15 protein-coding genes are annotated in these 16,884 nt (G+C 65.4%); 7 read left to right on the forward strand and 8 right to left on the reverse strand.

The genetic code is table 11. The features are described from left to right. The first annotated feature begins 131 nt into the window (after window positions 1-131). From AB0L58_RS20895 to AB0L58_RS20910, 4 genes are all read left to right on the forward strand, one after another. Window positions 132-1,382: a hypothetical protein gene (locus AB0L58_RS20895; protein WP_364389045.1), complete on the forward strand. Its 1,251-nt coding sequence runs from the start codon at window positions 132-134 to the stop codon at window positions 1,380-1,382. Window positions 1,383-1,922: 540 nt separating this feature from the next. Then, window positions 1,923-2,348 (forward strand): DUF1707 domain-containing protein, encoded by a 426-nt coding sequence (locus tag AB0L58_RS20900; RefSeq protein WP_364389047.1) that lies wholly within the window; start codon window positions 1,923-1,925, stop codon window positions 2,346-2,348. A 316-nt stretch (window positions 2,349-2,664) separates the two neighbouring features. Continuing rightward, the gene (locus AB0L58_RS20905; RefSeq protein WP_364389049.1) at window positions 2,665-3,522 is read left to right on the forward strand and encodes an alpha/beta hydrolase family protein; all 858 of its coding nucleotides are present in this window, start codon (window positions 2,665-2,667) and stop codon (window positions 3,520-3,522) included. A gap of 71 nt (window positions 3,523-3,593) precedes the next feature. Continuing rightward, window positions 3,594-5,576 (forward strand): hypothetical protein, encoded by a 1,983-nt coding sequence (locus tag AB0L58_RS20910; protein ID WP_364389051.1) that lies wholly within the window; start codon window positions 3,594-3,596, stop codon window positions 5,574-5,576. A gap of 162 nt (window positions 5,577-5,738) precedes the next feature. On the opposite strand, the gene AB0L58_RS20915 is transcribed toward AB0L58_RS20910, so the two are convergent. The 8 genes from AB0L58_RS20915 to AB0L58_RS20950 all read right to left on the reverse strand — a co-directional run bounded on the left by AB0L58_RS20915 (window position 5,739) and on the right by AB0L58_RS20950 (window position 12,603). Further along, window positions 5,739-6,188, reverse strand: a complete 450-nt coding sequence (locus AB0L58_RS20915) for a DUF350 domain-containing protein (protein WP_364389053.1) — start codon at window positions 6,186-6,188, stop codon at window positions 5,739-5,741. A 33-nt stretch (window positions 6,189-6,221) separates the two neighbouring features. Further along, a complete protein-coding gene (locus AB0L58_RS20920) occupies window positions 6,222-7,385 on the reverse strand; it encodes a glutathionylspermidine synthase family protein (RefSeq protein ID WP_364389055.1) in 1,164 nt (387 codons plus the stop codon). Continuing rightward, the gene (locus AB0L58_RS20925; RefSeq protein WP_364389056.1) at window positions 7,385-7,882 is read right to left on the reverse strand and encodes a hypothetical protein; all 498 of its coding nucleotides are present in this window, start codon (window positions 7,880-7,882) and stop codon (window positions 7,385-7,387) included. Before AB0L58_RS20925 ends, AB0L58_RS20920 begins: the two co-directional genes overlap by 1 nt. A gap of 397 nt (window positions 7,883-8,279) precedes the next feature. Further along, window positions 8,280-8,558 (reverse strand): acylphosphatase, encoded by a 279-nt coding sequence (locus AB0L58_RS20930; protein ID WP_364389058.1) that lies wholly within the window; start codon window positions 8,556-8,558, stop codon window positions 8,280-8,282. Continuing rightward, window positions 8,558-9,028, reverse strand: coding sequence for an OsmC family protein (locus AB0L58_RS20935; protein ID WP_364389060.1), 471 nt, complete (start codon window positions 9,026-9,028; stop codon window positions 8,558-8,560). Before AB0L58_RS20935 ends, AB0L58_RS20930 begins: the two co-directional genes overlap by 1 nt. A gap of 172 nt (window positions 9,029-9,200) precedes the next feature. Next, a complete protein-coding gene (locus AB0L58_RS20940; RefSeq protein ID WP_364389241.1) occupies window positions 9,201-9,908 on the reverse strand; it encodes a response regulator in 708 nt (235 codons plus the stop codon). A gap of 38 nt (window positions 9,909-9,946) precedes the next feature. Further along, complete coding sequence (locus AB0L58_RS20945; RefSeq protein ID WP_364389061.1) at window positions 9,947-12,448, reverse strand: sensor histidine kinase KdpD; 2,502 nt, start codon at window positions 12,446-12,448, stop codon at window positions 9,947-9,949. Next, the gene (locus tag AB0L58_RS20950) at window positions 12,445-12,603 is read right to left on the reverse strand and encodes a hypothetical protein (protein WP_364389062.1); all 159 of its coding nucleotides are present in this window, start codon (window positions 12,601-12,603) and stop codon (window positions 12,445-12,447) included. The genes AB0L58_RS20945 and AB0L58_RS20950 overlap by 4 nt, the downstream gene beginning before the upstream one ends. A gap of 379 nt (window positions 12,604-12,982) precedes the next feature. Here AB0L58_RS20950 and AB0L58_RS20955 point away from each other — a divergent pair, with 379 nt between their 5' ends. Genes AB0L58_RS20955 through kdpB form a run of 3 tightly spaced genes read left to right on the forward strand, consistent with a single transcriptional unit; the run spans window position 12,983 to window position 16,883 of the window. After that, window positions 12,983-13,069, forward strand: a complete 87-nt coding sequence (locus AB0L58_RS20955; protein ID WP_364389242.1) for a potassium-transporting ATPase subunit F — start codon at window positions 12,983-12,985, stop codon at window positions 13,067-13,069. Continuing rightward, window positions 13,070-14,740: a potassium-transporting ATPase subunit KdpA gene (gene kdpA, locus AB0L58_RS20960; RefSeq protein ID WP_364389063.1), complete on the forward strand. Its 1,671-nt coding sequence runs from the start codon at window positions 13,070-13,072 to the stop codon at window positions 14,738-14,740. 1 nt (window position 14,741) lies between these two features. Further along, window positions 14,742-16,883, forward strand: coding sequence for a potassium-transporting ATPase subunit KdpB (gene kdpB / locus AB0L58_RS20965; RefSeq protein ID WP_364389066.1), 2,142 nt, complete (start codon window positions 14,742-14,744; stop codon window positions 16,881-16,883). Window position 16,884: the final 1 nt, after the last annotated feature.

Raw genomic sequence — 16,884 nt, forward strand, 5'->3', positions numbered from 1 at the left:
CGCGTTGCGCATGGTCGGGCACTCCGACTCCGCCGGACTGACCGGTATGCGCTTGCGGTATCGCCGGACTGCCGGGGCGCATACGATCCAGTCTGATTCGCCAGCGGACCGTTCGTTCGGGAGTGCAAAGCATGTCATCGGCCAAGACCAGCATTGTGCTCGGTCTAGTCCGGCATGCGACAACGCTGCGCCTGACGCGGATCGCGACCCTGGTCCTGGGGAGCCTGGTGTTTCTGTATGCGTGCGAGGTCAGCCGGGAAAGCGATCTGTCCGATGTCTGGGTGCAGGTCGCCGTCGCCGCCGGATTCGCGCTGACCGGCCTGATTACCGCCTGGTTCGAGGTGCGGGCCGCCGACCACGCCGCCACCCGCGCCCGCACCGACATTCGTGGTTTCCTCATCGAATCCGACGGCATAACGGTGCGGGCCCGCATCACCCGCTCCGGCGATCTCGTCTTCCACGGCCATGACACCAGTGGCACCCATCCGGCCTACGAATGGGATTGGGCCTTCCGCGCCACCACCTTCCCCAGCATCCGCGCCGCTCTCGGCGGCGGCCGGGGCGATCTGCTCGACCTGCTCGAACACACCGTTCCCGACCTGGACCGCCGACACCGCCACGACCCTGGCGCCTGGCTGCACAACCAGGGCATCCCCGCGGCGTTCCGCGAACGCGGCGATACGTCCCATCGCATCACCCGTGAGCTGCCGGTGGTCAACCCCGAAGCCCCCGAACAGGATCCGTCTCGCGAATCCACCCGCGCACACGAGCTGTCGAGCATGCGCCGCAGCGCCCTGGTGGACCCGCCGCGCCCCAACCGATCGACCCGCCGCGACCCACCACGCGACCAGGACCCTCCAGCCCGTACCCGCCGCAGAGCCGCTGCCCCCCAACCCTCCCAAGATCCTCGGAACTCGGCCGGACACTACGACGAACCACCAACCCGACGCCGCGATCAGCCGTCGAACATCCGCCGAAGAGCCGGCGATCGGCGGGAGGCACAGTTGGCGGCTCATCCGGACAGAACGAGCGATCACCGGGATGCCCCGCCAAGCGATCGTCGGGACGCACCACCGAGCGATCAGTGGGACGAACCACCGACACGTTCCCCCCGGCGATCGGACGCATCCCGCTACGAACCCTCGCCCGATCATGGGGTCGATCCCTCGGCCGCCCGTCGCGCAACCCCCATGAATTCGCCTCGGCCCGAGCCTTCGAGTGAACGCTGGGACGAGCACCCGGACGCACGCGGCCGTCTGGACCAGAGTTCCCGCACACATCACGACTGGTCGGATCCGTACGGCTATGAACCGCCGATGGATCGGCGAAACGAACCACACACGGGTCGAGGCACACCACCCGGCCGACGCGCCCCGCGATGAACTGGGCGCACCGGGAGGCGCCCGTCGCGAAACCCCTACGGATCCACGGCGGTCGCCACCGTCGGGTGATACTCCCGCCACCCGCTCCGGAGAACGCGACTACCGCACCGGCGCGCCCAGCGACGAAGGCTCCGGCGCACACCGCCACCTGCTATCCGGCGCGCACCCCAACGACCCCCTCAGCCGAACCAGCGATAACAACAGCGGCGAAGTGAGCAATTCAGTCGGCGTCACCGCAGGTCGCACCAGCTCATGAGCGGATACCGCGCCGCGTAGCGCATCGAGGCAGTGGCGGAACCGAGCGCATCGGCGGCAACCGAGTGAGCAGACCGCGCGTGTCCGCGGTCGATCGCCCGACCGCATGGCCGCATTCATCGAGGCCAATGCGTCAGCCCCGGATCTTGTACGCACCGCCACCGGGCCCGAGCGCGGCCGCTTCTGCAACGCACCGCCACACCAGGGTTGACATTCCACATTGGAGGGTGCATTCTGATTTCACCTTCCAATGTGGAATATGGATCTAGTCGTTAGGAACTCGACATGGAAATCTCGCCTGGTACTCGGGCCTCCGATGCGGAGCGCGAGAAGGTCGTGCGACTGCTCGGACGGCACATGACGGACGGTCGGATCGATCTCGCCGAATACGATCAGCGCGTCGCGCGCGTCTATGAGACCGGCGTTCGCGACGATCTGCAGCTGGTGCTGTCGGATCTGCCGAAGTTGCCGAAAGAGTCTGCCGCACAGAAGAATACGATGAGCCGCTTCCCGATCTGGCAACAGATCGAAGGTACCTCGTGGCTCGGCGTGAGCGTGCTCGTACTGACCATCTGGGCGGCGATCTCGATCAGCGTCGGTGAATTCACCTATCCGTGGCCGATCTGGGTCATCGGTCCGTGGGGTGCCGTCCTCGCATTCCGAATGCTGGCCGGTTTCGAATCGGGCCGATTCGGCCGTCACACCAACTGATCACGGCCAGCGCTCCAGCCGGGGCAGGACATCGAGAACGCCACTCCATCAGTACATCTCGACACCGACCGGGCGAGCCGGCCGCTCACCTGAGATCAGCAGCATCGCGGGTTCTTCGGGATCGTATTTGCGGTGGCTTCGAGCAAGGCTACGGTGCGCGACCCGATGCTGATACCGATGATGTTGGTACGCATCGGGTTTGCGTCTCGATCTTCGGTGGTATTACGGAATCGTGAGGGCTTCAAAGTATTTGGCCTCGCTCGTGAGTGTGCTGATGGCCGGTTTCGCGATTTCTGCGGTATCAGTTCGCCCGGCGATGGCGGCACCGCAAGTGGTCGGCGAGACACCGCTGGACAATGCGGTCTCGCAAGTGGACATCTACTCACCCGCGATGGATCGGGTGGTGAGCAACAGGGTGATTCGAGCCGCGGGTGGTCCCGCGCCGACGCTGTATCTGCTCACCGGAATCGGTGGTGGCACCGATGGCATCTCGTGGTGGGACGATACCGACGTCCGGCAGTTCTTCGCCGATAAACATGTCAACGTGGTGATGCCGATCGGCGGTGCGTACAGCATGTACACCGATTGGCTCAGCGACGATCCGGTGGTCGGCCGCAACCGGTGGCAGACCTATCTCTCGCGGGAACTTCCGGCCGTCCTCGACCCCCGACTCCGCAGCACCGGACGCAATGCGATCGCTGGTGTGTCGATGAGTGCCGGGTCGGCGGTGGACCTGGCGATCCAGTCGCCCGATGTGTACAGCGCGGTGGCGGCCTACAGCGGATGCCCATGGACATCGGATGCGCTCGGGGTGGCGATGGTCAGCGCGCAGGTCGTGCGCGGCGGTGCCAATCCGGTGAATATGTGGGGTGAGCTGGGCCAAGAGATCTGGCGGAGGCACGACGCATTCGCCAATGCGGGTGCCTTGGCTGGAAAGACGATCTACCTCTCGGCTGCCACCGGCACTCCCGGTCCGATCGACGAAGGCGGACTCGGCTTCCCACCCGTCGAGGCCATCGCCAGCTCCTGCACGGACGCATTCGCCGACCGCCTCACCGAACTCGGACTCCCCGCGATCCACATCAACCGTCCCGAAGGCTCTCACACCTGGGGCCAATTCGAAACGGACCTGCACGACTCCTGGCCCCACCTGGCCCGAGCCCTCACCGCATAACCACACCTCCCCCGCCGCGCGCGGACGTGAGGTTGCCGACCGTGTGGGGCGGGACACTACCGTGGGGTGGCATGGACAGCGTCGCTTCGGTGGAGTGCGTCGATGTCGGCGCGCCTGCGCGTAGTCGGCGGAGGCCAGGGGGGCGGCGGGGTGTGCTCGGGGTGGCCTTCGGGCTTGTGCTGGTGCAGCTGGTGGTGCGGTGGGGGGTGGCGGGGAGTGGGTTTTTCTACTGGGACGATCTGATTCTGGTGGGACGGGCGGGGAGCTATCCGCTCTGGTCGGCGGATTTGCTCTTGTACAACCACGATGGCCACTTCATGCCGTTGGCGTTCGCTACTGCGTGGGTGGTGACTGCGCTTGCGCCGTTGACGTGGGCTGGGCCGATGGTGTCGCTGATCGTGTTGCAGTTCGCGGCTTCGGTGGCGGTGGTGCGGATGCTGGTCGTGCTGGTGGGGGTGCGGTGGGCGATTCTGGTGCCGCTCGGGTTCTATTTATTCTGTCCGCTGACGCTCCCGGCGTATGCGTGGTGGGCCGCCGCGCTCAATGCACTGCCGCTGCAATTCGCGCTCGCGTGGGTGATCGGTGATGCAGTGCGGCTGGTCGAGACGGGACGGCAGCGGTATGCGGCGTCGGGTGTCCTGGTGCTGGGGGTGGCGCTGCTCTTCTTCGAGAAGTCGGTGATCGTGCCGTTCGCCGCCTTCGCTGTTGCGGTGCTTGTCCGGCACGTCGACGGTCTCGGATCCGCGCTGCGAGTTGTGGCGCGGCGCGGGGCGGCGCTGTGGGGCGGATCCGGTCTGGTGATCGCCTGTTGGCTGGCCGGATATCTGACGGTGGTGGATGTTTCCGCCATGCATACCAGTCCGGCGGAGTTGCGTGACTTATTACCCGGCGCAACGTCATTGGGGATTGTGCCGACGCTGTTCGGCGGACCGTGGAGTTGGGAGCGCTGGTTGCCGTCGACACCGTGGGCGGATCCTCCGGTGTGGGCGGTGGTGTCGGCCTGGATCGCGTTGTGTGCACTGGTGCTGCTGTCACTGCGTGCCCGACTTCGTGTCGGGCCGGTCTGGGTGATGGCCGCGGCATACGTGCTCATCGCCCAACTGCCGGTCGCATTGGCCCGCAGCGGACCGAACACCGCTGCCGAACTCATGCAGTCCCTCCGCTATTTCGCCGATATCGCAGTGGTATCGACCGCAGCGGGTGCGCTGATACTGCGTGCCCGACCGCGGGATCATGCTTCGGACTTACTTCCAGATCGGGGAGATGACGTGACAGTCCCAGGCAGTGGGGATACACCGGCTCCCGCTGCGCGGGGCGGGGCGGGGTTACCGGTGCGGGGGCCGGGGTGGTGTGGTGGTCGGGTGGTGGGGTGGGTTATCGGGATAAGTGGGCGCTGGTCGGGTTCGATGGCAGGTTCGCGGGTTGCGGCCGTGTCGGCGGCGGCGTTTCTGGTGAGCAGTCTTTGGTCTACCGCGTCTTTTGTGCAGTCTTGGCGGGTCAATCCGACGAGAACGTATATGGCGAATGTGAAGTCGGCGTTGGCGGGGACGGATGGGGTGCCGTTGCTCGAGCAGGAGGTGCCGTGGAATGTGTTGAATCCGACGGCGTATCCGCAGAATCTCACGAGTCGTGTGCTCGCACCGCTGGCACAGCCCAACACCTTTGCCGATTCGACTCCGCAGCTGCGAATGATCACTGATACCGGTGCGATCGTCGAGGCGGCGGTTTGGTGGAACCGCAGTATTCTGCCCGGACCGGAGCCCGGCTGTGGCTACCGGATCCGGGGGCCGCAACCGACCGATGTTCCACTCGACGGGCCGATGCTCGAACACGAATGGACCGCAAGGCTCAACTATCTGGCCAACCGAGACGGACGCATCACGGTGTCGTTCGAACACGGCGATCCCGTGGCCGCCCCGGTCCGCAAGGGACTGAATACCGTCTACATCCGCGTGGTCGGTAGCGGTTCAACCCTCCGAATCAGCCCTCGCACACCAGGACTCGACCTCTGCCTCGGGGTCGGGCCGGTAGGAGTCGCGTCCTACGACAACTGACCTCGGGCCGTCAGCCACGGCCGTCATGGTCACGGCTCGACGCTGAGGATTGGCGCATGCGTGCAGGTCAACCACCCGCACTGTGGCGACCGGAAACCCGTTCGTCAGCTGAACTCACTGTCATGTCGGATCGAATGGAACGATCAGCCCATTCTCGGAGAACTACAGAATGGCGAAGGCGACAACCAGACCGAGCGCGAAATGCGCGGCGGCCACCACGAGCACCTCGGTGGTGTACACATCGGATGCCAGCGCCGCGCCGATATCGATGCCGAGCGCGCGCTCGAGCACCCGCACTGAGATCACCTGCGCGACAATACCGACCAGCCCGTAGACGCTGGCCGCGATGAGCCCCTCGGAGAGTTTGCCCGCCGAGGCGTACGTCGCCAGCACCACGATCAAGGCCATGCTGACCATGCCCGCGGCGGTGACGATGATGGCATTGGGCTTACCCGCGGCGACCAGCGCGCGCAGCTTGCCGGGGGTGGTCAGATCGATGGCGTAGAAGCCGACGAGCATGAGGGCCAAGCCGACAATGGCGTAGAGGACGATGGCGCCGACGCCGGTGCCGAGCGAGTTCCAGTAACCCGATTCGAGGGCAACTGCGGTCATCGTGATCCTTCCGAGGTGAGGTCGCGTAGGGAGCTACTGTGTAATGCGGTGCGGGACAAAGGCCGAGCCGTCGTCGGTGATCAATCCGGCGGTTTCGCGTATCCCGAGCCCAGCCGCATTGTCGCCGACGATCCAGGCGCCCAGGACCGGGCGCATGTCGTCGAATTCCGGTAGCGGGTCCAGCAATTGGTAGACGAATCCCTCTTCGCCGTAGACCCCACCGGTGGCCGTCTCCAGGCCCGCGCCGACAATGGTCATATTCGCGCCCTCGCGCCCGAGCTTCGGCTTGCGAATGTATTCGGTGAGTTCATTGGGCTGATCGAGGTAGGCGGGCAAGAGATTCGGGTGCCCGGGATACATCTCCCACAGGATCGCGAGGATCGCCTTATTGCTCAACAGGGTCTTCCACAGCGGCTCGACCCACATGGTCTGCGGCAGGCTCGCGACTACCCGCTGACCGAAATCGTCGTCGAGCACCCACTCCCACGGATAGAGCTTGAAGATCGCATCGATCGAACCCTCGGCCAGATCGACGAAACGCGCCAGCTCGCTGTCGAAGCCGACTTCCTCGATCGGTAGCGCGATGGTATCGAACCCGGCCTCGGCCGCGGTCTCCTGCATATACGCGGTGGTGACATTGTCCTCGCCGGTGGCATCCGCGCCGGACCAGGTGAAATGCAATTGCGCCGAGGGCAGGATCTCGCGCAACTCGGTCCAGCGCTCGACCAGCTTCTCGTGCAGGGAATTCCACTGATCGCCGTCCGGATACAGCGCGGTGAGCCAGTGCCACTGCACAATTGCCGCCTCCAGCAGTGAGGTCGGCGTATCCGCGTTGTACTCCAACAGTTTTGCCGGACGGCGCGCGTCGTAGCGCAGATCGAATCGGCCGTAGACGTGCGGGTCATGGCGCTTCCAGGATTCCGCGATCGGCCCCCAACTCCATTCGGGCAGACCGAAATCCTGGTACCGCTCGGTGAGCACCACGTGCTCGACGGCGTTCAGACACATCGAATGCAGCAGTTCGACATCGGCCTCCAGCGCGAGGATCTCCGACATCTCGAACTCATAGTGCACCGATTCATCCCAATACGGCCGGGGCAGACCGCTCGCATCCCGGCCGGGCGAACCATAGACCAGCCCCTGCCCCTCGATGATCTGCTGCCAACCGGGCCGCGACGTACCGCGCACGCGTCGCATTACGAACCCCCGCTGCTCTTGCTGCTGGTGCCGAGACCGCCGCGGGTAACGGTGCTGCCACTCTTGGTCGAGATCTGAGCACCCTTGGGTTGCACCGTGGTTCCGCCGGTCGGCGGTTTGCCTACGGTGTTGTTGCCGCCGTAGTAGTAGCGGTACTGGTGCCCGTTGTAGATGAAAATCCCATTGCTGCCGGTGTACGCGCCGGTCGCGCCGGATCCGACGGCGGTCGAGGCGGTTTCGCACTGATCGTCGGGCGCGACGACCTCCTGACCGTTCTGATCGATCACGGTGCAATACGCGGTCACCTGATCGGGTTTGGTGAGTGCACGATACGCGAGGTAACCGCCGCCGACCAGACCCGCGACACCGACGATCGCGACACCACCAATGAGTACACGCTTGCGGGTGCGCTTCTTCTGCTCGGCGGCGGCCGTGGCGGCCCGCTGCGCCTCCTCGGCACGTTTACGTGCCTTGTCGCGCGCCCGTGCCTCGGCCACCGTCGGCGGACGCGGCTGAGTGACACCGGGTTCCTGACGCTGAATACTGCCCTGGCGCGGCGGCGTACCGAACCGACGCGACTCGGCACCAGGCGAACCCGGCCCGGCGTCCGGTGAGCCTGACCCGGCGTCCGACGAACCCGGCCCAGCGTCCGGCGTGCCTGCCCCGGCGTCCGATGCACCAGATCCACCGCCAGCCGAACCGGACCCGCCACTTACCGAACCATCCCCACTACCCGCCGAAAGCGGTTGCGGCGGTGTGGCTTCAGACCCTCCGTGCCCGGACACCGGAGCACCAGGCGTCGAAGACCCCGGCTCGGGCTCGGACCGCCCCGCGTCGTCTCCCGCCCCCGGACCTCCCGTACTCAACGATCACATCGCTCGGTCGTAGAAACCACTACCGCTCCTCGAATCCGGACAAACCACCCCGCGCGGGCTCCCAGCTTTCCACAACGAGGTCGACCCGACCAGGAGTATCTCCAGAACGCAGAAGATCCAGCAACATTTCGCATGCGGGTCGCGGACCTTCGGCCACCACATGCACCCGACCGTCGCGCGCATTGGTGGCGTGTCCGACCAGTCCGAGCGCCAGCCCCCGCGAGCGCGTCCACCAGCGGAAGCCGACGCCCTGGACATAGCCGTGCACCCATGCGCTGAGCCGAACCGATTCCGACATCAGGCGTCGATGGCGTCGATATCGAATGTCAGCGTGACCTTGGCACCGGCCTTCAGCGTCCGACCGACGGTGCAGACCTTGTCGATCGCGCGCTGCACGGTGACCAGCAGTCGCTCGCGAGCCTCTTCGTCCAACTCGCTGAGGTCCAGCTCGAACACCTCGTCGAGCTGCGGGTATACCTCGTTCTCGCGGTCGGCATCGCCGGAGACGCGAATAGTCGCATCGAAGGTGTCGCCGAGCTTGCGCGAGAGCGGGAAGTCCGCGCTCAATCCGGAGCAGCCCGCGAGGGCGATCTTCAGCAGCTCACCCGGGGTGAAGGCCCCGGGTACGCCCTGCGATGCGATCAATACCTCGGCACCGCGCGAGCTGCGGCCGGTGTACGCCCTGGTCCCGGTGCGCTCGACCCACAGAGTGGTCGGCTCGGTCGCCGCGGTGGTCGTGGTCGCGGATGCGGTGGTCTGGTCAGTCATGTGTCGATCCTGCCAGTTCCGCCGCCCCGAATATTCAGGCCATACCAGTTGGGCGCCTCTCGAGTCCCGCTCAGGTCCTGCGTTGTGTGCCGGGTCGGGCGTACCCGACGAGTTACCCGTGTTCTTCCGAAATCAGTTGTCACGTTGCGCGCAACAGCTGCCGCCTCCGGTCCTATTCCTGGAAGCGGTAGCCCATTCCGGCCTCGGTCAGCAGATGCTTCGGGTTCGACGGGTCGATCTCGAGCTTGCGGCGCAACTGCGCGAGATACACCCGCAGATAATGCGTTTCGGTGGCGTATGACGGTCCCCACACCTCACGCAGCAACTCGCGCCGGCCGACCAATTTGCCACGGTTGCGCACCAGCATCTCGAGCATGCCCCACTCGGTCGGGGTCAGGTGTACCGGCTCGCCGTTCTTGGTGACCTGCTTCGCGCTGAGGTCGACGGTGAACGAGGAGGTCACCACCACCGGATCGGAGGCATCGGTATCGGTCGCGCCGCGGCGGACCGCTGCCCGCAGCCGGGCCAGCAACTCATCCATGCCGAACGGCTTGGTGACATAGTCGTCGGCGCCCGCGTCCAGCGCCTCCACCTTGTCGGTCGAATCGGTGCGCGCCGAGAGCACGATCACCGGCGCGGCGGACCAGCCACGCAACCCGGCCAGCACCTCGATGCCGTCCATATCGGGCAGACCGAGATCGAGGATGATCACATCGGGATGTTTATCGGCCGCCGCGCGCAATGCCGCCGCGCCGGTGGCCGCGGTGATCACCTCGTAGCCACGCACCGACAAATTGATGCGCAGTGCGCGCACGATCTGCGGTTCGTCATCGACCACCAGCACCTTGATGGACGGTGCTTCCTGCTTCTTGTCGGTCATCACGACTTCCTGTGCGGTCCGCGGTGTCGTTGTGCTAATCATCGGCTGCTCACCTCGGTTTCGTCGGCAGGCAGGTCCACGATCATCGTCAATCCTCCGCCCGGTGTCGGTTCGGCGTGCACGGTGCCGCCCATCGCCTCGACGAAGCCGCGCACCACCGACAGGCCGAGCCCGACCCCCGTGGTGTTGTCACGATCGCCGAGCCGCTGGAACGGCTCGAATAATTGCTCCTCGGTGCCCGGCGGGATACCGGGACCGACATCCACCACCGCGATCGACACCCGGTCGCCGTCGCGTTCGGCGGTCACCCGCACGGGCGTATCGCGCGTCGAATGCCGCAGCGCGTTATCGATCAGATTGGCCAGCACCCGCTCGAGCAAGCCGCTGTCCGCCCGCACCGAAACCTCGCCGACCTCCACCTTCACCCGATCCATTGCCGCGCGCCGCAGACCGCGCGCGCCCATCCCGACGCTCACCAGCGCCTGGTGCACGACCTCGTCCATGTACACCCGACGGAACTGCGGCTGCACCACCCCGACCGCCAAGCGCGACGAGTCGAGCAGATTGCCGACCAGCGCGGTCAGCTGATCCACCGATTCCTCGATGGTTTCCAGCAATTCGACGGTGTCCTCGGGCGAGAACTCGATGTCGTCACTGCGCAGACTGGAAACCGCGGCCTTGGCACCGGCCAGCGGCGTGCGCAGGTCGTGACTCACCGCGGACAACAGCGCCCGACGCAACCGGTCGGCCTCGAGCAGGGCCGCGGCGGCACTGGCCTCCTCGGCCAGCCGGGACTGGCGAACCAGCCCGGCCGCCTGGTTGGCGACCGCGTTGAGCACCGGTCGATCGGTCGCTGCCAGGGGCCGTCCGGCCAGCAGCAGCCAACTCGTCGCATCGCCCGCCTGAATCGCGGTCTCGGCCTCGGAAGCTCGCTGTGGCGGACTCGTACCGGCCGCCGCGATCACCTCGTCGCCGGACTGCATACTGACCGCGCGCAGCCCATAGGTTTCGCGGACCTGTTCCAGCAGATTGGGCAGATCCGCGCCGTGCAGCACGGCGCCGGCGAACAGCGTCAGCAATTCGGCCTGCTGGGAGGCTCGGCGCGCCTGGCGGGTCTGCTTGGCGGCCACATCCACCAGCGCCGCGACCGCCACCGCGACGATCAGCAATACCACCACCGTGATGAAGCTGTCCGGTTCGGCAATGGTCAGGCTGTAGCGCGGATCGACGAAGAACCAGTTCAACAGCACGCCCGACAGCAGCGCCGAAAGTGCCGCGGGTACGACACCACCCAGCAATGCCACCGCGACGACGCCGATGAAGAACACCGCGCTGAGCCCACCGAGCTCGAGATAGCCATCCAGGAAGGAACAGATCACCGAGACCAACGCCGGCACCAGCACCGCCGCGAGCCAGGCCCGGATCGGCTGGTGCGGCATCAGTGAATAACGACGCAGCCCACGGTTGGCCTCCTCGTGGGTGACCATGTGCACGTCGATCTTGCCGGAGGCCTGCACCACGGCCGAGCCGATGCCCTCATCGAGTATGCGCGCCCAGCGCGAACGCCTGGAGGTGCCGATCACCAACTGGGTCGCATTCACCTCGCGGGCGAATTCCAGCAGCGTACTCGGCACGTCCTCACCGGTGACCGTGTGCAGCGAAGCATCCAGACTGGCGGCCAGTTCCCGCAACCGGTTCAGCCGTTCGGTCGATACCCCGGCCAGGCCATCGCCGCGCACCACGTGCAGCAGGACCAGTTCGGCACTCGACTTGGTCGCGATGCGACTGGCCCTGCGCACCACGGTCTCCGACTCCGGACCGCCGGTCACCGCGACCACGACGCGTTCGCGCGCTTCCCACAACTCCGTGATCTTGTGGTCGGCCCGATATTTCGCCAACGCGGCATCGACCTGGTCGGCCAGCCACAGCAGCGCCAATTCGCGCAGCGCGGTCAGATTTCCGGGCCGGAAATAGTTGCGCAGTGCCGCGTCGACCTTGTCGGCGGCGTACACGTTGCCGTGGGAGAGCCTGCGCCGCAACGCCTCCGGCGTGATATCGACCAGTTCGACCTGGTCGGCGCTGCGCACCACGGCGTCGGGCACGGTCTCCTTCTGCTGGATGCCGGTGATCTGCTCGACGACATCGTTGAGGCTCTCCAGATGCTGCACATTGACCGTCGAGATCACATCGATGCCCGCGGCCAGCAAATCATCGACGTCCTGCCAGCGCTTGGCATGTTTGCTACCCGGAGCATTCGTGTGGGCGAGTTCGTCTACCAGCACCACCGCCGGTGCCCGCCGCAGCACCGCCTCCACATCGAGTTCGGGGAGCGTGGTACCGCGGTACGCCACCATGCGCGGTGGAATCTGCTCGATGCCCGCCAGCAGTTCCGCGGTTTTGGCTCGGCCGTGTGTCTCCACTACCGCAGCTACCACGTCGCGGCCGCGTTCGAGTCGGCGATGAGCCTCGCCCAACATGGCGTAGGTCTTGCCGACCCCCGGTGCCGCACCGAGGTAGATGCGCAGTTGACCGCGTTTCACTCGTCCATCATCGCGCGGTACGGCGTGTCGCCGAACAACCGGACCGGTTCTGTCGCGACTTCCGAATCCCGCCCGTGCTCCGACATCGACAGCGCGCGAATGATCAGCGCGCAACAGACGAATCCGATGAGCACCGCGACCGTGACAGCCGACATGACGATCCTTTCACCAACCAATAGGAACCCCGGTTGCGCTGGCATCCCCCGCATCGCCGGTCGATGAATTTCTACTCCCGTATCGGCCTGCTATCAGGATCTTTACGGTGTGTTGACGGGTTGTCCGCCTACCTTGACGGCATCCTTTCACCCAGCGCCCGCGCCATCCCCGTAAACGAAGCGTCAATGCTCACCAATGGGCCGCTAAGGACCCGTAAACAAGCTCCGCACCAGCTCGAATGACCGCTTGACTCACCCTGTCGCGCTCCATGCAGGGAGCGCCAATGGAGGTTGTGTAAATGTCTGTCGTGGTGTTCACGGTGCTCACCGTGGCGATCTTCGCGCTACTGGGCCTGATCCAGCGTGGGGTGGAAAAGCTGTGATCGCGAACCTGATCGGTCTGGTCCTGGCCATCCTCGTCGCCGTCTACATGGTGGCAGCGCTGCTCTATCCCGAGAGGTTCTAGGTGAACACGACAACCGCAGGGATCGCGTTCCTCGCATCCCTGATCATCGCGTTGGCCCTGGTGCACGTGCCGCTGGGTGACTACATGTTCCGGGTGTACAACGCCAAGAAGCACTCCCGCGCGGAGCGGGTCATCTACAAGGCCATCGGTGTACACCCCGAGGTCGAGCAGACCTGGGCTGTCTACGCCCGCAGTGTGCTGGCGTTCTCCGCGGTCAGTGTGCTGTTCCTGTTCTTCTTCCAGCTCATCCAGGGCAAACTGCCACTGCACCTGAACGATCCCGGCACCGAAATGACGCCCGCCCTGGCGTGGAACACCGCCATCAGCTTCGTCACCAACACGAACTGGCAGAACTACTCCGGTGAGTCGACCCAGGGCCACCTGGTGCAGATGGCCGGGCTCGCGGTGCAGAACTTCGTCTCCGCGGCCGTCGGCATCGCGGTGGCCATCGCACTGGTCCGCGGCTTCGCCCGCAGGCACACCGGCGATCTCGGCAACTTCTGGGTGGACCTGGTCCGCGGCACCATTCGCATCCTGCTGCCATTCGCGTTCATCTTCGCGATCATCCTCATCGCCGGTGGCGCCATCCAGAACTTCCACCTGCACGATCAGGTCGCGCAGACGCTGAACGGCACCGAGCAGACCATTACCGGCGGGCCGGTGGCCAGCCAGGAGGTCATCAAGGAACTCGGCACCAACGGTGGCGGCTTCTACAACGCGAACTCCGCGCACCCCTTCGAGAACCCGACCACCTGGACCAACTGGCTCGAAATCTTCCTGCTGCTGGTGATCAGCTTCTCGCTGCCGCGCACCTTCGGTCGCATGGTCGGCAGCAAGCGCCAGGGCTACGCGATCGTGGCGGTGATGGGCACGATCGCGTTGATCAGCGTGACCTTGCAGAACTTCTTCCAGTTGCAACACCACGGCACCGTCCCGACCGCGATCGGTGCGTCCATGGAGGGAATCGAAACCCGTTTCGGCGTAGCGGATTCCGCGACCTTCGCCACCGCGACCACGCTGACCTCCACCGGTGCGGTCGACTCGTTCCACGACTCCTACACCAGCCTTGGCGGCATGATGACGATGTTCAACATGCAGTTGGGTGAGGTCGCGCCCGGTGGTACCGGTTCGGGTCTGTACGGCATGCTCATCCTCGCGGTGATCACCGTTTTCGTGGCCGGTCTGATGGTCGGTCGCACACCAGAATATTTGGGTAAGAAGATCACCCCGCGCGAGATCAAGCTCGCTGCCTCGTACTTCCTGATCAGCCCGCTCATCGTGCTGGTGGGTACGGCGGCGGCGATGGCTATGCCGGGACAACGCGCGGGCATGCTCAACTCCGGGCCGCACGGACTCTCGGAAGTGTTGTACGCCTTCACTTCCGCGGCCAACAACAACGGCTCCGCCTTCGCGGGCCTGACCGGCAATACCGAGTGGTACAACACCGCCCTCGGCCTGGCCATGGTGTTCGGCCGCTTCCTGCCGATCATTTTCGTACTGGCTCTCGCCGGTTCACTCGCCCAACAGGGGCAGACCCCCGAGTCGATCGGCACGCTACCGACACACCGGCCACAGTTCGTCGGCATGGTCGTCGGTGTCACCGTGATCCTGGTCGCGCTGACCTTCCTGCCCGCACTCGCACTCGGGCCGCTCGCCGAAGGAATCCACTGAAATGACCACTACGACAACCGAAACGACCGCGGATACCGCCCACAAGAACCGCGGTGTCCAGCGGGGCGTACTCGATCCGAAGTTGCTGCTGACATCGATTCCGGACGCGGCGCGCAAGCTCGATCCGCGCACGATGTGGCGCAATCCGGTGATGTTCATCGTCGAGATCGGCGCGGTGTGGTCGACCGTGCTCGCGCTGGTCGAGCCGACATTCTTCGCCTGGGCGATCGTCGTATGGCTGTGGCTCACCGTCATTTTCGCCAATCTGGCCGAGGCGGTCGCCGAGGGGCGCGGTAAAGCGCAGGCCGATACGCTGCGCAAGGCAAAGACCGACACGATGGCCCGGCGGCTGGTCGACTGGTCGCCGGGTGCGCGGATCGTCGAGGAGAGCGTCGGGGCTCCGGCGCTGCAACGCGGCGACTACGTCGTCGTCGAGGCGGGCCAGGTCATTCCGGGTGACGGCGATGTCGTGGAAGGCATCGCGTCGGTGGACGAATCGGCCATCACCGGCGAATCGGCACCGGTGATCCGGGAATCCGGCGGCGACCGCTCGGCGGTCACCGGCGGTACCACGGTGCTCTCGGACCGGATCGTCGTCAAGATCACCCAGGAGCCCGGTGCGAGCTTCATCGACAAGATGATCGCGCTCGTGGAAGGCGCGTCGCGGCAGAAGACGCCGAATGAGATCGCGCTGAATATCCTGCTCGCCGCGCTGACCATCATCTTCGTCTTCGCCGTTGCCACACTGCAGCCGCTGGCGATCTTCTCCAAGTCGAACAACCCTGGCGTGGCCGATACTTCGGCGCTGGACATGCACGGTGTCACCGGCATTGTCATGGTCTCGCTGCTGGTGTGCCTGATCCCGACCACCATCGGCGCGCTGCTGTCGGCCATCGGCATCGCCGGTATGGACCGCCTGGTGCAGCGCAATGTACTGGCCATGTCCGGCCGCGCGGTCGAGGCCGCCGGTGACGTGAACACCCTGCTGCTGGACAAAACCGGCACCATCACCCTCGGCAACCGCCAAGCCTCGGAATTCGTACCGATGCCCGGCGTCTCCGATGACGAATTGGCCGATGCCGCACAGCTTTCCAGCCTCGCCGACGAAACCCCCGAAGGTCGCTCCATCGTCGTCTACGCCAAACAGGCCTTCAACAAACGCGAACGCACACCGGGCGAGCTGACCGGCGCGACCTGGGTGGAATTCACCGCCCAGACCCGCATGTCGGGGGTGAATCTCCAGGACGGGCACCAGCTGCGCAAGGGTGCGGCCAGCGCCGTCACCGATTGGGTTCGCGCACAAGGTGGGAACGTACCCACCGAGGTCGGCGTGATCGTCGACGGGATCTCCGCATCCGGCGGTACACCGCTGGTCGTCGGTGAAGTCAACAACGGCAAGGCCCGGCTGCTCGGCGTCATCCACCTGAAAGACGTTGTGAAGCAAGGCATGCGGGAGCGCTTCGACGAGATGCGCCGCATGGGCATCCGCACGGTGATGATCACCGGCGATAACCCGTTGACCGCCAAGGCGATCGCCGATGAAGCCGGTGTCGACGACTTCCTCGCCGAAGCCACACCCGAGGACAAACTCGCCCTGATCAAGAAGGAACAGGACGGCGGCCGTCTGGTCGCCATGACCGGTGACGGCACCAATGACGCTCCGGCACTCGCCCAAGCCGATGTGGGTGTCGCGATGAACACCGGCACCTCGGCGGCCAAAGAGGCCGGGAACATGGTCGATCTGGATTCGGATCCGACCAAACTCATCGAAATCGTGGAGATCGGCAAACAGCTGCTGATCACCCGGGGTGCGCTGACCACCTTCTCGATCGCCAACGATATCGCCAAATACTTCGCGATCATTCCCGCACTGTTCGTGGCGCTGTTTCCGGGCCTCGACCTGCTGAACGTCATGCGGCTGACCAGCCCACAGTCGGCGATCCTGTCGGCGGTCATCTTCAACGCGCTGGTCATCATCGCGCTGATACCGCTGGCCCTGCGCGGGGTGCGCTACCAGCCGAGCAATGCCTCGAAACTGTTGAGCCGCAACCTGACGATCTACGGCCTCGGCGGCATCGTCGCACCGTTCATCGGCATCAAACTGATCGACCTCGTTGTCCAACTCCTCCCCGGGATGTCCTGAT

The sequence above is a fragment of the Nocardia sp. NPDC052112 genome (assembly GCF_040680135.1).
Taxonomy (GTDB): domain Bacteria; phylum Actinomycetota; class Actinomycetes; order Mycobacteriales; family Mycobacteriaceae; genus Nocardia.